19 protein-coding genes are annotated in these 18931 nt (G+C 45.2%); 6 read left to right on the plus strand and 13 right to left on the minus strand.

What is annotated here, in order from left to right; genetic code table 11:
• Positions 1–554: 554 nt before the first annotated feature.
• Both HYR79_10815 and HYR79_10820 read right to left on the minus strand, forming a co-directional pair.
• Complete coding sequence (locus tag HYR79_10815) at positions 555–1286, minus strand: HNH endonuclease (GenBank protein ID MBI1822188.1); 732 nt, start codon at positions 1284–1286, stop codon at positions 555–557.
• Positions 1279–2205: a DNA adenine methylase gene (locus HYR79_10820; GenBank protein MBI1822189.1), complete on the minus strand. Its 927-nt coding sequence runs from the start codon at positions 2203–2205 to the stop codon at positions 1279–1281. The genes HYR79_10815 and HYR79_10820 overlap by 8 nt, the downstream gene beginning before the upstream one ends.
• 690 nt (positions 2206–2895) lie before the next feature.
• Here HYR79_10820 and HYR79_10825 point away from each other — a divergent pair.
• From HYR79_10825 to HYR79_10835, 3 genes are all read left to right on the plus strand, one after another.
• Positions 2896–3447 carry a hypothetical protein gene (locus HYR79_10825; GenBank protein MBI1822190.1) on the plus strand — a complete coding sequence of 184 codons (552 nt, stop codon included), beginning with the start codon at positions 2896–2898 and terminating at the stop codon, positions 3445–3447.
• Between the two features lie 103 nt (positions 3448–3550).
• Entirely contained in the window at positions 3551–4768 is a 1218-nt protein-coding gene (locus HYR79_10830) for a DNA cytosine methyltransferase (protein ID MBI1822191.1), read from the plus strand.
• Positions 4759–5814 carry a hypothetical protein gene (locus HYR79_10835; protein ID MBI1822192.1) on the plus strand — a complete coding sequence of 352 codons (1056 nt, stop codon included), beginning with the start codon at positions 4759–4761 and terminating at the stop codon, positions 5812–5814. The genes HYR79_10830 and HYR79_10835 overlap by 10 nt, the downstream gene beginning before the upstream one ends.
• A gap of 799 nt (positions 5815–6613) precedes the next feature.
• Here HYR79_10835 and HYR79_10840 read toward each other — a convergent pair.
• Together HYR79_10840 and HYR79_10845 are read right to left on the minus strand one after the other, a co-directional pair.
• Entirely contained in the window at positions 6614–8419 is a 1806-nt protein-coding gene (locus tag HYR79_10840; GenBank protein MBI1822193.1) for a peptidase, read from the minus strand.
• 1 nt (position 8420) lies between these two features.
• Positions 8421–9473: an AAA family ATPase gene (locus HYR79_10845; GenBank protein ID MBI1822194.1), complete on the minus strand. Its 1053-nt coding sequence runs from the start codon at positions 9471–9473 to the stop codon at positions 8421–8423.
• 137 nt (positions 9474–9610) lie between these two features.
• Here HYR79_10845 and HYR79_10850 point away from each other — a divergent pair, with 137 nt between their 5' ends.
• Positions 9611–10678 carry a WYL domain-containing protein gene (locus HYR79_10850; GenBank protein MBI1822195.1) on the plus strand — a complete coding sequence of 356 codons (1068 nt, stop codon included), beginning with the start codon at positions 9611–9613 and terminating at the stop codon, positions 10676–10678.
• Positions 10679–10814: 136 nt separating this feature from the next.
• Positions 10815–11306, plus strand: a complete 492-nt coding sequence (locus tag HYR79_10855; GenBank protein MBI1822196.1) for a hypothetical protein — start codon at positions 10815–10817, stop codon at positions 11304–11306.
• Between the two features lie 112 nt (positions 11307–11418).
• Here HYR79_10855 and HYR79_10860 read toward each other — a convergent pair whose 3' ends face one another.
• The 6 genes from HYR79_10860 to HYR79_10885 form a co-directional block, all read right to left on the minus strand.
• The gene (locus HYR79_10860; GenBank protein MBI1822197.1) at positions 11419–11610 is read right to left on the minus strand and encodes a hypothetical protein; all 192 of its coding nucleotides are present in this window, start codon (positions 11608–11610) and stop codon (positions 11419–11421) included.
• An 86-nt stretch (positions 11611–11696) separates the two neighbouring features.
• Positions 11697–12038: a hypothetical protein gene (locus tag HYR79_10865; protein ID MBI1822198.1), complete on the minus strand. Its 342-nt coding sequence runs from the start codon at positions 12036–12038 to the stop codon at positions 11697–11699.
• A 27-nt stretch (positions 12039–12065) separates the two neighbouring features.
• Entirely contained in the window at positions 12066–13175 is a 1110-nt protein-coding gene (locus HYR79_10870) for a DUF2779 domain-containing protein (GenBank protein ID MBI1822199.1), read from the minus strand.
• 107 nt (positions 13176–13282) lie between these two features.
• On the minus strand, positions 13283–13636 hold the full coding sequence (locus HYR79_10875; protein ID MBI1822200.1) for a type II toxin-antitoxin system PemK/MazF family toxin: 354 nt from the start codon (positions 13634–13636) through the stop codon (positions 13283–13285).
• 5 nt (positions 13637–13641) lie between these two features.
• On the minus strand, positions 13642–14166 hold the full coding sequence (locus HYR79_10880) for a helix-turn-helix transcriptional regulator (protein ID MBI1822201.1): 525 nt from the start codon (positions 14164–14166) through the stop codon (positions 13642–13644).
• Positions 14159–14581, minus strand: a complete 423-nt coding sequence (locus HYR79_10885) for a hypothetical protein (GenBank protein MBI1822202.1) — start codon at positions 14579–14581, stop codon at positions 14159–14161. The genes HYR79_10880 and HYR79_10885 overlap by 8 nt, the downstream gene beginning before the upstream one ends.
• A 688-nt stretch (positions 14582–15269) precedes the next feature.
• Between HYR79_10885 and HYR79_10890 the strand changes: the two genes are divergently transcribed.
• Positions 15270–15959, plus strand: coding sequence for a hypothetical protein (locus tag HYR79_10890; protein MBI1822203.1), 690 nt, complete (start codon positions 15270–15272; stop codon positions 15957–15959).
• A gap of 200 nt (positions 15960–16159) precedes the next feature.
• Here the strand turns inward: HYR79_10890 and HYR79_10895 are convergent, their stop codons facing one another.
• The 3 genes from HYR79_10895 to HYR79_10905 all read right to left on the minus strand — a co-directional run bounded on the left by HYR79_10895 (position 16160) and on the right by HYR79_10905 (position 18926).
• Positions 16160–17974: an ATP-binding protein gene (locus HYR79_10895; protein ID MBI1822204.1), complete on the minus strand. Its 1815-nt coding sequence runs from the start codon at positions 17972–17974 to the stop codon at positions 16160–16162.
• A 333-nt stretch (positions 17975–18307) separates the two neighbouring features.
• Entirely contained in the window at positions 18308–18607 is a 300-nt protein-coding gene (locus HYR79_10900; GenBank protein MBI1822205.1) for an XRE family transcriptional regulator, read from the minus strand.
• Positions 18594–18926: a type II toxin-antitoxin system RelE/ParE family toxin gene (locus tag HYR79_10905; GenBank protein ID MBI1822206.1), complete on the minus strand. Its 333-nt coding sequence runs from the start codon at positions 18924–18926 to the stop codon at positions 18594–18596. Before HYR79_10905 ends, HYR79_10900 begins: the two co-directional genes overlap by 14 nt.
• Between the last annotated feature and the right edge of the window lie 5 nt (positions 18927–18931).

Consider the following 18931-nt stretch of genomic DNA (forward strand, 5'->3'; position numbering starts at 1 on the left):
GGGATTTATGGATAGCCAGCAGATGGCCGACCCGATCAAGTAAATCGCGATTATTAGAGAGAGCATTGCCCTCTCGGTAGCGCTTGAGACTCACTCGGCTCTCCGGGTTCAATCCGAGTAGAACAAGCTGATCCTCTCCCGGAAGTTTCCAGTGATCCAGAAGATTCATGATCATCCGTGCCAAAGCCTGTCGTTGGTCCCGGCTATGAAGATCTAAAGTATCTGGTGCAAGATTGGTTGTCATACATCGGCTTTCCTTTTAAACAATTGTTACATAATAAGTAACAATTGTCAATACTTCATATTATTATAGTCCATATTCGGTTTTTAAATTCACAGTTAGGCATTCCGGAGAAAATTTTGTTGGCGCGAAGCTATGGAAATCTTTTTAAATGCTGGCATTCCCAGAAACGCAACCGCCGCTCAAACATTAAAGTCCATTAAATCTTTAAAGGTGAAATAAATTAAGCGAACGCTTTATTATCACGTTTTTTTTGAGAAACTTGCTTGATAAACAATAAAAAACTTGATCCTTTGTCGTGTGGAGCGCAATGTCAGGTACGTTTACGGCGAATCTCATTTTCAAGAATTTGTTTTACAAACAGTGGGATTTCTTTCTCAAGTGAGCGCGCCTCTGCTTTCAGTTTCTCGTAGATGTCAACTTCATCGCCTTTCCAAACAAGATCAAGCCGCCGAATCTGACGCATGGCAATATGGGTGTAGTTTTCTGGGTATGCCCAATAGCATGTCAGGCAGATCGTTCTGTCCTTGATGTTGTTCCAATTCTCGCAATGCTCACAAGACCACGATTTTGCGCGGTTTGCAGAACCGGAAAGCAACATGAAATCTTCCGGGCTAAGTTCACTGCCCTCACCATCGCCACCGACTTCATAGGGAACGCGATGATCGATTTGCAGTTCTCGCTCATCCATTTTTTCAAGATAGATGAAACACTTGCAACCATATTTTTCAATCAATGCTTCCTTGATTTTCTTGGATAATCCAGTTCTGCCTGATAATTTTGTGAATCTCTTGGCTTTTACATCGTCGAAACGATAAGCTGCAATTTTTCGCCCATCGGAACCCGTAATCCGGAAAGTTTCAAGCGGGATACCATGTTCGCGCACATCTCGGGCTGCCCTTGGCGGGTGGTTATAGCCGTATGTTACTTTCAACTCCTCGGTCGTGATAAAACCATGCTTCAGAATATGGTCAATAACGGTCTTCGGGCGTTTCGCTGTAACGGAATGACAGAAATCAATGAAGTCTTTTGGAAAGTTAGGCATATTGGGCGCAGGGTTCGAACAAGGCATACTGCTGCGCTTGGGACTGGCGATAATCTGTTGGTTTGTTGGTAAGCTTGTCGGACAACACACGAGAGAGATATAGGGATTCATAGGTAACTTCATCACGCCCAAGTAAAGTCGCTTGGCTGGAACGCCCCGCTTCCAATTCGATGCGAGTAAGTTTAAGCGGAGCAGGTAGTAGCTCCCCAAATGTTTTGTCACCTCTGCGCCCATCGTAGCTGACGATATAAGAAATTCCCCTTGAATTAAGCTCCTCAAGAGCAGCCACAAAATCACTATGATAAATGCCCGAAAAATAACGAGAATCACGATCCCCGCACACACCTTGATAGGGGGGGTCCATGTAAACGAGATCGGTTGTCTTGGCCTTGACCAAAACATCTCTGTAATCCAGAGATGAGAATTCGGTTTTTCCTTTTAGTAAAGTAGAAACACCGAAAATATTCGCGCGCATGGTCTTCGGTTGAGTCCCGTGGCGTCTCTTGTCCGGGCTTTGATTGAACATGCCCTCGGAGTTGTATCGAACCGAGCCTTTGACACATCTAGCTAATAAATATAGAAAAAGGCGCGGGTCTTGTGTGCGGTTAAAGTCCTGACGAATCCTATAATAGTGCTCGATGGAGTTGCCATGTTGCTCATTCCAAATGGCTTCATAAAACGATGCGGTATCAGCCGGGAATTCGACGATTAACCGTAATAACTCGGCTAATGGCTTATTCCAGTCGTTAATGAGATAAGCTTTTGCCATCCGGCGAGCGGCAACGGCGATACTAATTGCGGCGGAACCTGCAAACGGTTCAATTAGGCAATCAACATCTTTGGGAACATAGCGCAAAATGACGGGAGCCAAATTTCGCTTGCTGCCTTGATATTGAATGGGGTGTGGGATGCTTTTCATACGACCATTATACCTTTCCGCGAAGAGTTGGCAGCCAAAAGCTAATTATGATAGACGCTCTAAAGACTGTCTTTTTCTCTACGACTGGGTTTCAGGTATACTATGATTTTAGTGTGTTGTCAAACACTTGATGGAACCCAAGAGCGATAGAAAGCTGTCATTGCGAGCGAAGTGAAGCAATCTCGCTATTTTGAACCGAGATCGCCACGCACCCGACGGGGGGCGCGATGAGAGGCAAAGCAAGAAGTTACAAATCCTATCTCTGCTCCATAACCTCCAGTTTCTTTTCCGCGTAAGTGATCGTACTCCTGTCAAACATTCAAAAGAAATTGCCGGGATGATCAGCCGTCTCGTTGCCGCGATCATCGGGATTGACTTTTTACCGGATTCGAAAAACTTTTCCTCGGGGAGCGAAGGTGACCCTGTTCAGGGATCAGAAAAGTATGTCCCCTGCGGATGAAAAGTTTGTCGCAAACCCCATCTGTAATGATTAAGTGAATTCTGGGGACACTTTATTTATTTCTGTAAATATATTTTCTATTATGAAAAGGCAATAAATTAGATATGGTGTCCCCGGAATTCCGGAATTCCGGAATTCGCTGTTAGAAAAGCTTCCAACTCTGATAATTCAAGTAAAGGGTTTTGACATATAATTTACTCCTTGGTAGAATGCCGTTTAATAGATCAAAGATGAAGACTCACACAAAAAGCTGCGCTTTTGCTCCGCTGCTGAACTCAAATGTTATGCCAACTAAGATGTCATCATTATGGAATGTTTTAGGGCCAGCCACAGGCGTCTTCTTTGGGGCTTTTCTCGGCGCGCTATTCAGCTACTGGTTTGCGATCCATCAGCAAGCTCAGGAAACCGAGGCGCGCCGTGAAGCGCTTCTCAAGCTTTTGCAAAGCGAAGTGAGTCAAATTGGTGGCACCCTGGAACCGTACAATGTTGCAAAATCTTTCTATCGCGATCCAATTCGACTGAACGCGCCAACAAGGTTACTCGATGGGCAAACATTGGAATATCGCAAAGACGCTTGGCTGATCGAGTTGTTGCTGAACCTTAACGTTGCGATCTCTCGCCACAACGACTTCGTGCAGATGACGAATCAAGCGCAGGCAACAGCAACGATCCCAGTTCCTGATAACACACATGCTCAATGGTACAGAGATTTACAGCAACGGTTAACAGCAGTCGTTGCAGTTCGCGATGAGATACTCAAGAAATTGAAGCGTAATCCGTAGCAGACGGCTTAACAATGCGCTCAATACGGACACGCAAAGGACTCGTGTCGGTTAGCTTTATCGTTAGCCATCTTCGAAACAAATTGCGGGACCAATAGACAGAATGACTCAAAAACTTACCGTTGTGGACTTATTTTCGGGCTGCGGAGGACTCTCGCTTGGATTTGAGAGCGCTGGCTTCGAGATCATGGCGTCATACGATAGCTGGAAACCCGCTATAGAGACCTACCGTAAGAATTTTCATCACACGGCACACCTATCAGAACTAAATGATTCCTCTGAGCTTCCAAATGCAACGGTAATCGTTGGCGGTCCTCCATGTCAGGGATTTTCCTCCGCAGGTCGACGTCTAGCAGAAGACGACAGAAACACCCTCGTTTGCGTGTTCGCAAGGTTAATCGCCCGTTACAAGCCTTTAGCTTTTGCATTTGAGAATGTTGAAGGGTTCCTTACTCAGGCTCATGGCCGCTTCGTATTTGATCTGCTTGAACCACTGATTGATGCTGGGTATCGCATCCATCTTCGAAAAGTAAATGCCGCACATTATGGTGTTCCACAACATCGGAAGCGAGTCTTAGCTATTGGCGGCCTGGGCTGGGATCCAACTTTTCCTGAGCATACCCATTCTGCTCTAGGTATGCCGGGCGCAAAATTAGCTAACGGCCATCACTTGCCTTTTACCCCGACTTTGGGAGAAGCCTTTGAGGGGCTCTCTTCCACGAAGATAGGACGCAACGGGGAACAAGACCCATTTGATCATATATATTTGCAATTCAACGAAGCAGATAGCCAAAGAGCGTACTTGCTAAAACCGGGGCAGAGAATGCGTGATCTTCCGGAAGAGCTTTGGCACGAAAGTTACAGAAAGCGAGCCTATCGTCGCGTCATGGACGGAACCCCAACAGAACGTCGTGGTGGTGCGCCTGCTGGACTGCGTCGCCTATCTCCAGATGAACCATCTAAGACAATTACGGGTGGAGCCCTAAGAGATTTTGTACACCCCACAGAAGACCGACCGCTTAGTCTTAGGGAGTGCGCGAGACTCCAAACTTTTCCGGACGACTTTGTTTTTGTTGGAACCCAGAACGAGAAAATCCAAATGATAGGCAATGCTGTTCCAATACGGTTGGCTCAACATATAGCAATAACTCTCAAAAAAGATTTCAAGAGTGCGAAACCGACCCAGAATGGAGGTGCTTTATTGAGCTTCGTGCCAACACTCTCTGAAGGAATGAGCCCAGTTCTTCAAACCGTTTGTGACGAAATAAAGGAACGCTTCCTTTCTCCACACCACTCGGAGCAAATTAGCCTATGCCTCTAACAAAAAAGCAACAAGCCATCTGGGAAAAAGCACGGGCTTATGGCTCTGGTGATCAGGCCGTTGGCCTTACGGATGAAATGTGCGCATACTTGGTTTGTCGTATAGCGCATGATCTCGGATTACACAAAACTATTCCAGGAATCCCGGACAATTTACCGCCTTTCTTTGAAGCGGAAGACCTAGATTCGCTCGTTGTTAAGGGCGTCGATGCGCGAAGCCTTTTTGAGTGCCTTGTTCAACAGAATTCCGATGCTGATAAGTACTTCGCTTGTTTATCCACCCTTCACAAAGCCAGGCTCAAATATGAAACCATCCTTGAAACACAACCAATTCCAACACTTGAACAAGTAGGACCACGTGGATTGCTTCAGTACGGAAAGCTAGGCCCCGCAACACTGGCTGGCCTTTTGTTCTGGCGGAAATGGTTTTTTGACATTGATAACAGAGCCGGACAGGAGACTGGGTACCTGTTTGAACCGATTATTGCTTATGCTGTGGGCGGGCCCCCAGTCCCAGCAAAGAAAAGTCCGATCAAGCGTCATAGGGATAATCGGAAGAGGCGACAAGTAGATTGCCTACTGGGCAAAAAAGCATACGAACTCAAAATACGAGTCACGATTGCGGCTTCAGGCCAAGGGCGTTGGCGTGAGGAACTGGATTTCCCCATAGATTGCAAAAAAAGCGGATACAAACCTGTACTTGTTGTTCTTGATAGCACACCAAATCCAAAGCTGTCAGAGTTGGAGCGAGCCTTCGTTGATCAGAACGGTGAGGTCCATAAAGGTGCTGCTGCATGGGAACTCCTAGATAACCTTGCCGGACCTACAATGTCTTTGTTCCTTGAGACTTATATTCGGGTACCGATTGACCGGCTCATCAAAGAAGTGCCTCAGATCCTTCCGAAGTTTGTCGCCACGATGTCCACTGACAGTATCAGCATCTCTGTAGGCGATGAGACTATTCGCATTGTCCGCCGTGAATCTGAGATTGAGAAAGATCAGCACGACGAAGCACCCGATGACATCGGAGATAACATCCCTGGCTAAATTAATCCAAGCGAGAGCGCCTATGGCGTCATTGCTACGAGTGCGTAAGGCGCTGCGCCTTGGTTTTTCGTTTGAGGGTGTTTTCCGGCAGGCCACGATCGCCAAAGGGCGCAACCGAAATAAAGCATGGTATCCGCAATCGATAAAGAATGGCCCGAACTCACAAACGCCTTCTTGCAGTGATTTGATCCCATGTTTTTGAGGGTGTAAATAGCGTCACCGCTTAGAAGGGTACAACTTTTCCCTTTAAACCATTCAGAAGGTAATGATGCTTATCCTTTTCAAATTTTATGACGAGAGAGGATAGCTTTTCTCTAAAAGATTCTTTGTCCAAAAACATAATCTCCTCTATATTTATAAAAGGGTAAAGGAGCTAATGGGTGGTCCCCTATACCTATATTTTCGGTCAGTTTGACACGCTATCAAGTACAATAAGGAAGCGTCGAAGCTGACTCCGTAGATCATAGCTGGCAAATAAGAAAAAATGAATAATTTGTAAGGACTGCATACTCTGAACCAGATCTACAGTATATTGCCACTCATCGTTGAACTCTTTGATATCCAATAGACTTTGGAATTCTTTTTTCAATAATTTCATTTCTTGTTTCCTCGTTTTTTAAAATAGTAATGATGTCAGGTAGGTCTTACTGAAAATTCAAAGAATGATTAATGAAGATTCAAATATAAATCAAGACCCGATGTGTCCTCTTATCTGAAAAATTGTCCCAAATCTTGTAGTGCCGTTTTTTATTCCTCGAAGATGATCCCTCTCAATATAGCGATCATCGGGATTGATTTTTTACCGGATTCGAAAAACTTTTCCTCGAGGGACGAAGGGAAGATGACTCTGTTCAGGGATCAGAAAAGCATGTTCTCTCCGAATGGAAAGCCGGTCGCAAGCCCCGTCGGTAATGATTAAGATCGGCCCGTTTTTTGGAAAGTCATCGGCTTTTTCCAGAAGGTCAATTCCTGGTTGTAAAACCGTCCCGCCGCGGCCCTTGACCTGGACCTGCTCCAATAGATTTTCCGGGGGGATATATCCCTGATCGTAGGCCGCGGCGTCACAGAACACGACTCTCACCCTGGCGACATCCCGGGAAAGGGAATAACCGGCGATGGTGCCCAAAGCCTTGGCCAGCAATGTACGGTCCATTGAACCGGAGGTATCCAATACCACGCCAAAGGTCCGGTTCTCCTCCTCCCCGAAAAGAGGGACATGATGGGGCCTCGGGATCTCCGGACTGCCGGATTGCCTCCGGCTGAGTCTGGCATAGGAGCGTATTTTTTCGACCGGGCGGAAATGCCCGTCGAACCATTGGGCCAGTTCCACGTCCCAGGGAATAGGGGGCTGTGCCAACGCCCGTATCTCCTCGATTAATCCCTGGGGGAGAAAACCGCGGTCCTGAAACTGGTGATACTCCAGGCCCTGCGCCAAACAGCGGCGGTAGAAACCGTCCAGATCGATACCCGCCTCCCCCGCCCACCATTTGGCATCTCCGGATTCAATAATATCGCAAGCGCCGGTCCCTCTCAAGGTGGCTAATTTGCGCAACCGCCTTAAGTCAACAGCAATTTTATTGTACAACGATTCGGCGGATTCCCCCTTTAATTCCTGATCGTAGAGGCCGCTGAAAGCCGGCATCTCGCCCAGGCCTATTTCCATCAGCCAGCCATTGACGACGTAGTCGCAAGCCACATTCCAGAGATAAGGCTCCCGGCCCTGGCGGCGAATCTCATGACGGAGGCCGACATGAAGGATTTCGTGGGCGATGACAAATCCGCACTCCGGCTCGGTGAGTCCCGCGGCCGGATTGATATAAATTTCCTGAAGCGTGCCATTAACCGCCGCGACCCGAATCTCTTGCCGGTTGCAGATCTGAAGATCTTCCACAATCTTGAAGCCAGCCGCCAGAGCCCCGATGAGCGGAAAAGAATTGACCAACCATCCCTTGGCTCGCTGGGCCGATGTTTGTGTCAAAACGGCGCTTCCCAGAAACTTTTCGCTCCCGCCCGCCACATTCACCGCGCTGGTTACGGCATTGCGTAATCCCTGGCTGAATTTACCCATCCATTTATTCTGCCAATCGGCTCTCTTCATATAACCGGAATAAAAGCTCATGTCGTTACAGCCGGGGTCTCCTACGCCAACGGTTTTGAGAGGGTCGGGAACCCCCCTTTCGAGAAAATAACCGTAGAGATCGCGCTCCGACTGAAGGGGCAAACCCTCTAAATTGGGCGGGGCTGTTTCCGGCGGTTTCCCGATTTTAAGCTCTTTGAGGAATTTGTAAATGAACAGGTCACAGGCTACGTTCCAGGCATAGGGATTGGCCTGGGGCTGGAAATGTCCAAATCCAAGGTGGAGCAGGCAATGGGAAAGAACATAGAGCCATTCATCAGGAGCCGCTTTTCTTTTGGGGTTGACATGAATCGTTCCGGTATCCGAAACAATCGCCCACCCATGATGAGGAAAAGCCGATCTCTCATTGCGAATAGAACGAATACTGAAGAAAAGGGGGGCAAAGATAGGATGCTGTTCCAGTCTGGATACCCCTTCGAGATAGCTTTGAGTCGCGGGGTCTATCTTTTTAGTCCGTTTTGCCTTCATCTCATTTCTGTGCCAGGCGGGGGAGGTCGCGAACGATTTCCACCAAAAACCAGTTGGGCAAAGCGTTGTCGGCATCCGTTTCAGCCACAACCATTTGGGCGATCTCGAGGCTGATCGCGGCCAATTCTTTCAGCAGACCCTTGGCCCGGATCGCCAGCTCTTTTTGGCTCTGGCCCAGCTTGCCGTTCTCCTCCGGAAGCATCTTGACCAGGTAGGCCCGGAAGGATTGGGCCAGAAAATAAAGAATATCCCGGTCTTCCGGTTTGCCGGGCCAACGCAAATCCCCTTTGAGAATCTCGTTGAGAGCGTATTTGTTATGTATCTGCTTGATAAACGATTTGAACTGTCCCGCATGTTCGGGAGAAAGGGTTCCATAAGCCAGGATCTCAATCAATTTTTCAGGGATTTTTTCGTCGTACTGCTTTAAAGAATCACTCAACATGTGCCACCCCCGCGGGGTGGGAAAAGGGGCTTCGTGCTTGGGCGGCTTGCTCCATAAATGGTCCGGGCGGGTTTTGATATAATCCATCACCCAGGGGTGGATTTCGGAACTCTCCGCCCAGGCCAGCCAGTCGCGGTGGGACGCTTTAAGCTGTACATGCACCATACGGTTGATCAGGGCGGAGGACATCGGCTTTACGATGGCGTTGTCTTCCGCCCGGTTACCCGCGCCAATCACAATGGAGCCTTTCGGCATCCGGTATTCTCCGACACGTCTTTCAAGAATCAGGCTGTAAAGCGCTTTTTGAACCTCATGGGAGCAGGCATTCAGCTCATCCAGAAAAAGACAATAGGGTTCCTCCCGCGCGATCATCGTGGGGGGACAAAACCGGCTTTTCCCGTCCACTATCTGAGGAACGCCAATTAAATCTTCCGGAGCCAGCTGGCTCCCAAGGAGGGATATGCAGTGCAAACCGACTTGATCGGCGAATTTTTGCACCAGGGACGATTTTCCGATGCCGGGCGGACCCCAGATAAAGACGGGGCGGACGACCGCGGTGTGGAGAAGAAAATCGCTCAGTTCAGAAGGTGTCAGTACCATATTGATGTTCATAAGAAATACTTTAATCCAAAGGTGTGACATCCAGGGTCACACTAAAGCAAAAAATTAAAAAATTGTTATACTTAAAGAGGGAATTATTCTACCAAACTGATTTTAAAATTTAAACCGATCCCCGACGGTTAAAGCAAATGCCTCGTAATCATCAAGCTTCAAGACAATTAATCATTCTTAAACTCCTGGAATCAAACCCTGGAATGACCCTTCATCAAATCGGTTTCCATATCAACGACGGACTGGATGAAAACTATACGGAACGGACCCTCCGGAGGGACTTAGAAGCGCTGCAACAGGCTGGAGTTCCCTTATTTGATGAAAAAGGAGAAGATGGTAAAACCTACTGGACAGTGCCGGATGAATATAAAAAAACGCCCATCCCTCTGACCCCATCAGAATTGTTTGCCCTGCAATGCGGGAAAAACCTTTTAAAACCGCTCGAAGGGACTTTTATTTCCGAATCCATTCGCTCGCTTTATCAAAAACTCAGCCCCAATCTCTTACCTGCGAATAAAACGACTTTTGATCAGCTTCAAAAAGATATTCATATCGCTCCTTCTTACTCTAAAGAATTTCAAGATAATGGTCAATTCATTGAGATCATCAAAGAAGCGTTGGAAGAAAACAAAGTCATTAACATGTCCTATACCCCCTTAAGGACCAATCGGCCATTGAAGAAAAAAATAAATCCTTACGGTCTCTGGTACCAAAACGGAATTTTTTATCTGATTGGCTATTGCCATCAACAAAAAGATTTTAGAACCTATGTCGTTGACCGGATTAAATCAATTAAAATGACCGATGAAGTTTTTACACCTGATCTTTATTTTAAGGTCGATGAGTATTTTAAAGATGCCTTTGGCGTGTTTCGCGGAAAACCGGAGTCGGTTGAACTGGTTTTTGACAAACCGGCCTCAAAATGGGTCAGAGAACGAAGATGGCACTCAAGCCAGGAATTAGCCTCCCTTCCGGGAGATCAAATTAAGTTAAGATTTCGTGTTGCTGTAACGCCGGAACTCATTCAATGGGTTTTAGGATTTGGGTCACAGGTAGAGGTCATTCAACCGGAAAATCTGAGGAAAACCATTCAAAAAGAAGCCTGGAAACTGATGAAACAGTATGGGATGACGCTCTTATCCACCACCCCCAAATTATCCGGGAAGTCCAGAGAAATACCCTCCAAAAAGTCTTCCGTACGATAAACAGCGACAGAAAAAAACCGCCATAAAAAAATAAATCCTCTTGACCCCGGATGTCACATCCCTCCTGTAGAATCTTCCTATTACCAATGAACAATAAGGAGGCCGAGATGCAGGTAGAGAAGGGGGTCAATGATCTATGGCGAGAAAACGTAAAAACAGATTTTCAAGTCAAAAGAGTCAGAAACAGAAAAGTTCTTTCCTGATCAAAGACCCTTTTTCCGGAGATTTTTTGTTTGTCTATCCGTTTAAACGGGAATTCGACGATGAGGACTGGATCTATACCTGGATCGAGATTAAAGCCGGAGCCTTTCAAGCAAAATACAAGGCAACCCTGTATATTCCTGATTTCCGGTATTTTCGCAAACAACTAGACCTGCTTCATCAGGGGCTTTCTGAAAAAGCGACTTATTCCGCCATGGAAGAGTGGCTGGAAATCGAAATTGTGAAGAAGAAAGATGGCTGTCTCGAAGCATCCTGCAAGGCGGGAGACCGGCCAGGCGCATTGGGAACTTTAAACTTTGACCTGGAATTTCATCCTTCTTTAATCCCAAAAATCATCCAGAGCCTGGATTATACCTTAAAGGTGTTTCCTGAAATAGACTTCCGGAGAACTAAACCCGATGGATAAGCCCTGAGGGATTTTACGGTTATTCAGGGAAAGATGCGTGAGAACTATTTTGCCGCGGTAAGGGCGGGATGGGACCGTAATTATGAACCGATGGAACAGATTTTCAGGAAGGTTATTTCGCGGACTTTGCGGATTTCCGGGAAAAAGTAGAAAGATCCTTTTTACGGATTGTAGTAGCTATGACAGCAGGTTTCCGCACCCCTTCAATGGCTGACGAGGAGATAACCGCTCTGGCAATCATGGCCTGACGCTTTGCCGGATCCTTAAGGTAAGGGTTAGTTTCACTTAATGTCTTTTTCTTCATAACATTATTATACAGCAAACCTCATCAAAATCAAAATATCTGTAGAGCTTCTATCCCTCCGATCAGCTCCCGATTCTAGCACCTGGCTATTTCGCCCCCGTTTTGAAAAGCCATTCGACAAGTTTAACAAGGGATTGCGTATCTTGCCGGCAGTAGGCAAGAAGCGCGTTCCGGAGTTTTTCCCGCTCCGGAGGCGTCATCTCTTCCGTCGTTAACCGCAAAAAACTGAGTTGCGCTTCTGTCCCGTCTTTGACCTCCCCTGAATAACGATATTCATTCCCCAGAATCGCGGGAGCGACATTTTTCAGGGAAAAGGAACCGGCAAATTCGTGGAAGTAGACATAACCCCTGATAACCGGCAGAGGATCGACCAACCTGGCTTGGATATTTTTTAAAGGTTTAGACAAACATGGAAATGCCGCGGCCAGATCGTCTAAACGGCCGGCTTCAAACTGCTAGTTGTATGAAATGACCGATCCAGTAGGACCAATGGCCTCGACGATACGGGTAGCCACCTCCTCCCGAGGGTCGGATGAAGTGTCATGGAGGTATTCAACATGCTTGATTTCGGCTGTTTCATCCTCCAGAATGTCGCAACTGAATTGAAAGGGGATCTGGTTGTAAGGAGAGGCGCCATGATACCGGGGAATGGCAAAACCAATGGTTTCAAAATCAAAGAAATAAAAAGGATATTTCCAGGTCTTGATCTCCTGTTTAATCCCTTTCCGGTCGATAAACGGCTGACCAGACTTGGCAACCTCTACCATTCTTTTCTGAATTCCGTTTAAGTCGGAAAGTCTTGGGTCTGTCAGTTCTACGATTCCATCCTTAAGATAATCGAACTTCTTTTCTCCCATCCGGTAGAGATTCATTACCCCCGGGTTGGGAAGGTTCAACCGGCTCCAGCAATGGTTCATAAAAGGGCACTCATAGGGAGAGGTGCATTGCGGGCCGACTTCCACCTCCGGGACTGAAGGTTGAGCCAGTAACGTTTTAAATTTAACAAGGTTCTTTTCAATCATCGGAAAAAACTGATCCAGCTCTTCGGTCAGCTCTTCAATAACAAAGAGATTTTCCAGGTTGGGATAGACGCAATTACGGTTGAGAAACATCAGGCGGCCAGATTGAACGGTAAGACCATATTTCTTTAAGATGTAGAATTGGATGGCAAGGTCAATGAAATGTTCCTCTTTGACGCTGGTGGTCGATTTGACTTCTATGATTTGCCAGGGAGAAGAGGGAGTTTTCCGATGAAGAATGTCGACCCGGACCAGAAGGTCATTAAAGATAAAAGCCGGTTCATAGAGGGTCGTGACCCCTTGCTTGATTAATTCATCGGTTTTTTCCAGCGCTTTTTCGGGGGCGTAATAAGGAACATCGACCAGGACCCCTCCGGGGAACCGTTTCTGGGCCTCCAGGCCAACCAGTTTCCCTTCATCAAAGAGCCTTTGTGTTGCAGGATCTGTGGGAGTGGCGAGTTCTTTTTGGAAGATAGAGAGGTAAAGATTTTTGGGGCATTGGAGCCCCGCCATAAACCGGCTTTTGCTTAATGTGGTATATGCCATTTGTCACCCTCTTCTATTCAGGTCATCTTATACCACGCCCGTGACACCCAGGGTCACACCAAATTTAAAAATGCTATATCTGGAGGGGGGAAAAAAGGGGAATTCCGTCATCCCAAGTCAATTCCCAACGCTGACAAAACCGATTCTGCAATCGCATTCAATGTTTCAGGATTTAACGTTCCGTATCTCTTTGTCAAACGGCTTTTATCAATAGCTCTTAACTGGAAGCATAAGCCTATGGAATCCTGAGAAAGTCCATTCTGTTTACTTTTCTTTATAAAGCTTGTTCCGGGGAGACCTCTGCGAGAAAGATTAGTCGTAAGAGGGATGCAGATCAAGGTAGACGTGAACCTGCCGAGGTCTGGGTTTTGAAACACAATGACCGGCCTTTCCCTCCCCTGTTCCGAACCTTTGACAGGCTCAAGGTCAGCAAGGAATACATCTCCTGTCTTCGGGCGGATGAGTGTCAATCTCTTTTATCCTCCTCTTTAAGAGATTTTTCCCATTCTGCAATCCCACTTTCAGCTAATTCGGCAAATTCCAGCCTCTCTTCTGCCTCAACATCCGGCTCTGCCGTCAAACGGTTTATGTCGAGGCCTAGGGCATCAACAATTTTCCTTAAAGTAGTGAGAGATGGAACATGCCGTCCTTGCTCTATACGGACTATATTGGGTCGTGCAATTCCTGTCATCCGGGCCAGGTCTTCCTGTCTAAGTCCCCGATTCTCTCTTGCCTCCCTGATCCTTTGAGCTATGGCCCACGCAATCACCTTCCTAGGATCTTCCTTTATGCGGATGCGGATTTTTTTCTTGCTAACAGGCACAAAAGCTTTACTTCGTGAAACAGAAAATCCCTCAAGCGACCTCATGATATGTGGATAGATGATATCGCCGAATTGAGACTCGAGAACAGGTTTGGCTTCGGCAGACTGCTTATCATAAAGTTTTTGTCTTTTACGAAAAGCGGCTAATCGTGATTCAATATTAAGCATCCGTCACACCTTCGCCGGCCTTTTTTTGGAAAACCCGGCGCGTCCGGCGTATAACGCCTTTCGCTTTAATATCCTTTAGATTTTCATTTTTAAGAAGCTCAACTTCCTTTATAAGCCGGTTATTTTCTGCTCTTAACTCATTAATAATCTCATTTAAAGTAGATACTTCTCGGGACAGCCCTTCCTTAACATTCATCATGGACAAATAGGCTTTACGAAGCTGTTGATAATGTTTTATTATATTTTGATAGCGGTCTCTCAGATCATTCGCATAGCTTTTTAAAGCTTTATTATGGTTTTCCAGTTCCATTTTTTTTGTTACTTGAACTATATTTGTGACTACGCTTCCAAAAGCAAGCAACCCGAGGAAATCTTCCCTTTCTCCTGTTTTGTGAACAACCTTTTTTATACTCATATCAACCCCCTCTAATGTTTGTAACTAGAGTATCACATTTGATACCTTTTTTCAAAGAGATTTTCAAACCGGAAAAGTCTTTATACGATTCTCTCAAAAAAAAGGAAACCCGATATAAAATCTATGGTCAATGTAGGCCATGTCATACCACGTCCTCGATATTCAGGGTTACATAAAAAATGTTCAAACCGGGAAAGGGATGCCATTGGATTGAAGAATTACTCCTGGTCGTGGGAAATAATTATTGATTCTGATCCGGAAGAAAGATGTGAATCGGAATGAGACTGTTGGGGTTGGAATTGGTTGACCACTTCGGTTAAGGTGCTTATTAAAGAGGGAATGTTTACCGCTTAATCCTTTCCCTTTCCTGTAAATCCTCTGCACAACCGGTAATTTTTTGCTCGATCTACATCGGAAATTTCAGGTCTTCTTGGTATGGTATGTCTCATAAATCAAAATAGCCCCCAGTGACAACCGAAATCGCCGCCTGGGTTTATATATAATTGATGAACGATTTTCTGTAAGCTTTCTATAATCCATAGAAACTAGAGCAAACAAAATAATAACATTTCCAATTAGAAGTTCGATATTTTGACAAATAATAATAAGATGTTATCTTTGTTACGACACCAGTTATTTTTTCAAAACTAAATTTTAATTTCTATTCAAGTCCAAGGTGAGATATAAAATGAAAGTTCGTTCACCCATATCTGATAAATATTCTTTCTTTTTAAATGCCCTTTTAAAAATCAATAAAAAACTTTCAGGCGATGTATCGTACCATTTATTCTATGATTTATTTAAAATTAGAGCTGCTCAATGGAAATATAAGGTTAAAGCCAATCGTGAAGTTGATTCGGCACTATCTGATGTATTTCAAGACTTAATAGCTCATTACTTTAGAGTTTTACTTCCTAAACGATTTGAGGTTTTATGTGAACACAAAAAAGATAAAGTGCAACCGGACATAATCATTACAAAAAATGGAAAATACTGGGCAGCAATAGAGGTTAAGACTACGATTGGATGGACAAGGGACCTGGTTAAAAAGGAAAATTACAGGAAAAGACTTAGAACCCTAAGTCAGACTTTCGGCATTTCTCAAAAGAGAGCTTTTTATATATTTGAAGCGGCACGGAATGTTAATCGTGAATTCTTAGAAATATTTGAAAAGGATAAACCGCATAAGTTGCGCAGACATATTTATCCATTGTTTTTAAACAATGCCCATCCATTTAATCTTTCTGAAATAAAGGGAAATGATCGAAAAAATTATTATGAAGAGTTTTTAGATAATGAAATTTATGACTTATACAAACGAAATAGAGTAACACGAAATCCATTACAGGCAATAATTAGAAAAAAGATACTGGATTAAGAAATATTATTTTCTATACTTTTGAGGAACTGAAAAACCTGACGGGTTCCTAAAGAGAGCGAGTAACTCAGTATTCTGTAGGAGACAATCTAAAGGACAAAGAAAAATAAACCCAGAGCAGAATCTAACAACACACCTTAAACAACCTGTTTTTCTGTCTTGATTATAGGGACCACTATAGTGTGTCAAGGCTACCAACTTCAAAACCCTACCCTTCCTCTAGCTTTCTCATCGAAATTCCCGGCCATTTCTTCTTCGCAGGTGGTGATGAAATCCTGCTGGCAGAGTTGGGTTCCCCTTCGGGCGGCTTTGATGGCAGCATTCCGGATAACCAAAGTGAGTTGACCGCCTGAGAGATCAAACCGTTTGGCTAAAATGGAGAGATCGACATCCCCGGCTAACGGCGTTTTTTCTGGAATCAGGGCTTTCCAGAGCTTGACTCTCTCTTCCAGGCCAGGCCGGCTAAACTCAATCTTGTAATGAAACCGCCTTGAAAAGGCGGAATCCATATTGTCGACAAGGTTGGTCGTAGCAATAAGAATACCGTCGAATTGCTCTAACTGTTCTAAAAAGATATTTTGCATCTGATTATACATATGGTCCACCCCCTTCGATGCGCTGATCCTCTTGTGAAGGAACTGATCGGCTTCATTGAGAAGAAGAATGGGAGGATTTTTCATGCCGGAGGCGATTTCTCTGTACCGGGTGAAGATCATTTTGACATTTTTTTCGCTGACTCCCACATAGGAATTGAGGATGGTGGAACAATCAAACGTGAGGAGTTCCCTTTTTAACTCGGCGGAGATGGCTGAGGCGGTCAAGGTTTTTCCGGTTCCCGGATGGCCGTACAAAAGAATCGCAATCGCCGCCTGGCGTTTTTTAGACCTGGTTTGGATTTTGGGGTTAAGTTTGAATCCCCATTCATTCAGGAGGAGGGAGACCTGTCCGGAGTTCAACTCGATGACGGCTCGAACCTGGTCCATGGTCTTGGGGTGGAGAATAACCTGTTGGAGGGAGATCTCCGGTTTGACCAGCTCAAAGAACCGGTCCTTCATTAGCATCTGATCCGCTGATTTTCTTTTTCTTCTAAGGAGAGATCGAAGAACTTTTTCGTCGAGCTTGGCTGTTTTTGTCTTAAATCCGGCGACTGGATGGGATTCTTCTTCAATGACAACCAGCTTTTGTTTGATTAATTTGCCGTTTTTGTCGAAATATCGGCGGTTAACCGATTCATTTTCCCCGTCGGATTCATTGACTAGGTCTATTAACTCCTCCAGGTCGATGGGCGCTTCTTCGTTTTTCTCCGCCTGGAGAAGGGCAATGAGAATCAGCTCTTCTTCCCGGGTCAGCCGATGTTTTTTCTTTAGCTCCTCCAGCGGAAATGAGGACCCTGTTTTTTTCAGCCGTTTGGCGATCTCTTCTTCTAACTGCTTGATGGTGGTTTCTGGCCGCCTTCTGCTCCTTGAGGAAAATCTCAGTTTTCCACCTCTAAACTTTGGCATGAACCTCGGTCTTTCTATACCTCCAACCCGTTTGAACTGGTCGTTCAGGTACTCTTCGTGATCTTCATAAGGCTTTATTTCAACAACCGATTCTTCTTCCAACAGAAGGATTTGTTCAATAAACTCCCGGGAAAGCTCCCAGGGGGATCGGAACAGGTTCGCGGGATGAAAAGCTTCCTTAAAATCATCCTCTTCGTTTTCCAGGAGCCCTTTTTTCTCAAGCTTTTTTAGTCTTTTAATAAAACTGACCACCTCCATCTTGTTAATTCCGAAGGTTTTCAGGAGTTGTTTGATTTTCAGACCCTGGAGTCCGTTTAAATAATTATTAAAGAGAATCGTGATGATTCTTAAATCGTTTTCGTCCAGTTCGTATTCAGCCAAAAGAGGGGATTGTCTCAACGAAGTGAGGCGGGTTTGGAACTCATTCTGATCTTCGGGCGGCGGATTCTTTTTATCCATCCTTTCCGCGGCTTCTAATAACAGGCTGATTTCAGTTGAATTTTTATTTTCCATCTCTTACCTCCAGGGTTATTGATAATAAGTTTGGACCTCATTCTACTTAATGGATGTGACATCCGGGGTCACGCGGATTTTAAAAAAATAAAAAAACAAATTAATGAATAACAAAGGAACTTTGCTTTAAATAGGGAAGAAAATAAATGACAATCTGATATGGGAATAGTATCTATTTGACCAGCTCAGATAACCGGCCAGTGATTTCTCAAGAATCGATCGACAATATTTTTTCAAAAAAATGTTTTATCCGGTTAGGGAAGGCTTTAGAGGAAATTTACTGCAGAAAAGCGACATACTTTAATACTGGGAAAGGGACACAGGATTAATATTTTATGCGGCTTTTTGAAAGATGATCTTTGCCCGAATCCCAAGCGATGCGATGACCCTCAGCATTAAATCTGTTGAAATCTCCATTGTATTGCGATTCATAATAGCCGTTATCCGAGTTCTCGAAGTGCCGGCAAGTTGTGCGACCTGGGCATGGGTTAACCCTTTTTTCTGAACAACGGCAATAATTTTGTCGTTTAAGTCGCTCCGAATTTTGATTTCAAGGCCTTCAGCAGGGGTTAGGCCCAACACTTCTGCCAATTCAGAGGCATTCCTTGCCACAATTCCTTTAATCTTTTTCATTTAACATCTCCTGTAATCTTTTTTGGCCGGTTTCTATATCCTTTTGGGATGTCTTTTTTGTTTTTTTCTGAAACGCATGAAAGATTAAAACAACATCCGCTCTCCGGGCGAAATAAAACACCCTGAAGATTCCAGCCCGATCTTTTACTCGCAACTCCTCTACACCAGGTTCAACGGAGGGCATCGGCTTAGAGAGAGGCATTGTGAGGCTGGTTCCCTTCTGGAGATCAAAAATCAGCTTGCCAATCTCTCTTCGGACCTCTTCCGGGAACCCTCGCAGAATATCTCTCACTTTGGGATGAAATAGAGCGGGTTTCATTGAAA

Source organism: Nitrospirota bacterium (assembly GCA_016178585.1).
Classification (GTDB): Bacteria; Nitrospirota; Nitrospiria; order JACQBW01; family JACQBW01; genus JACOTA01.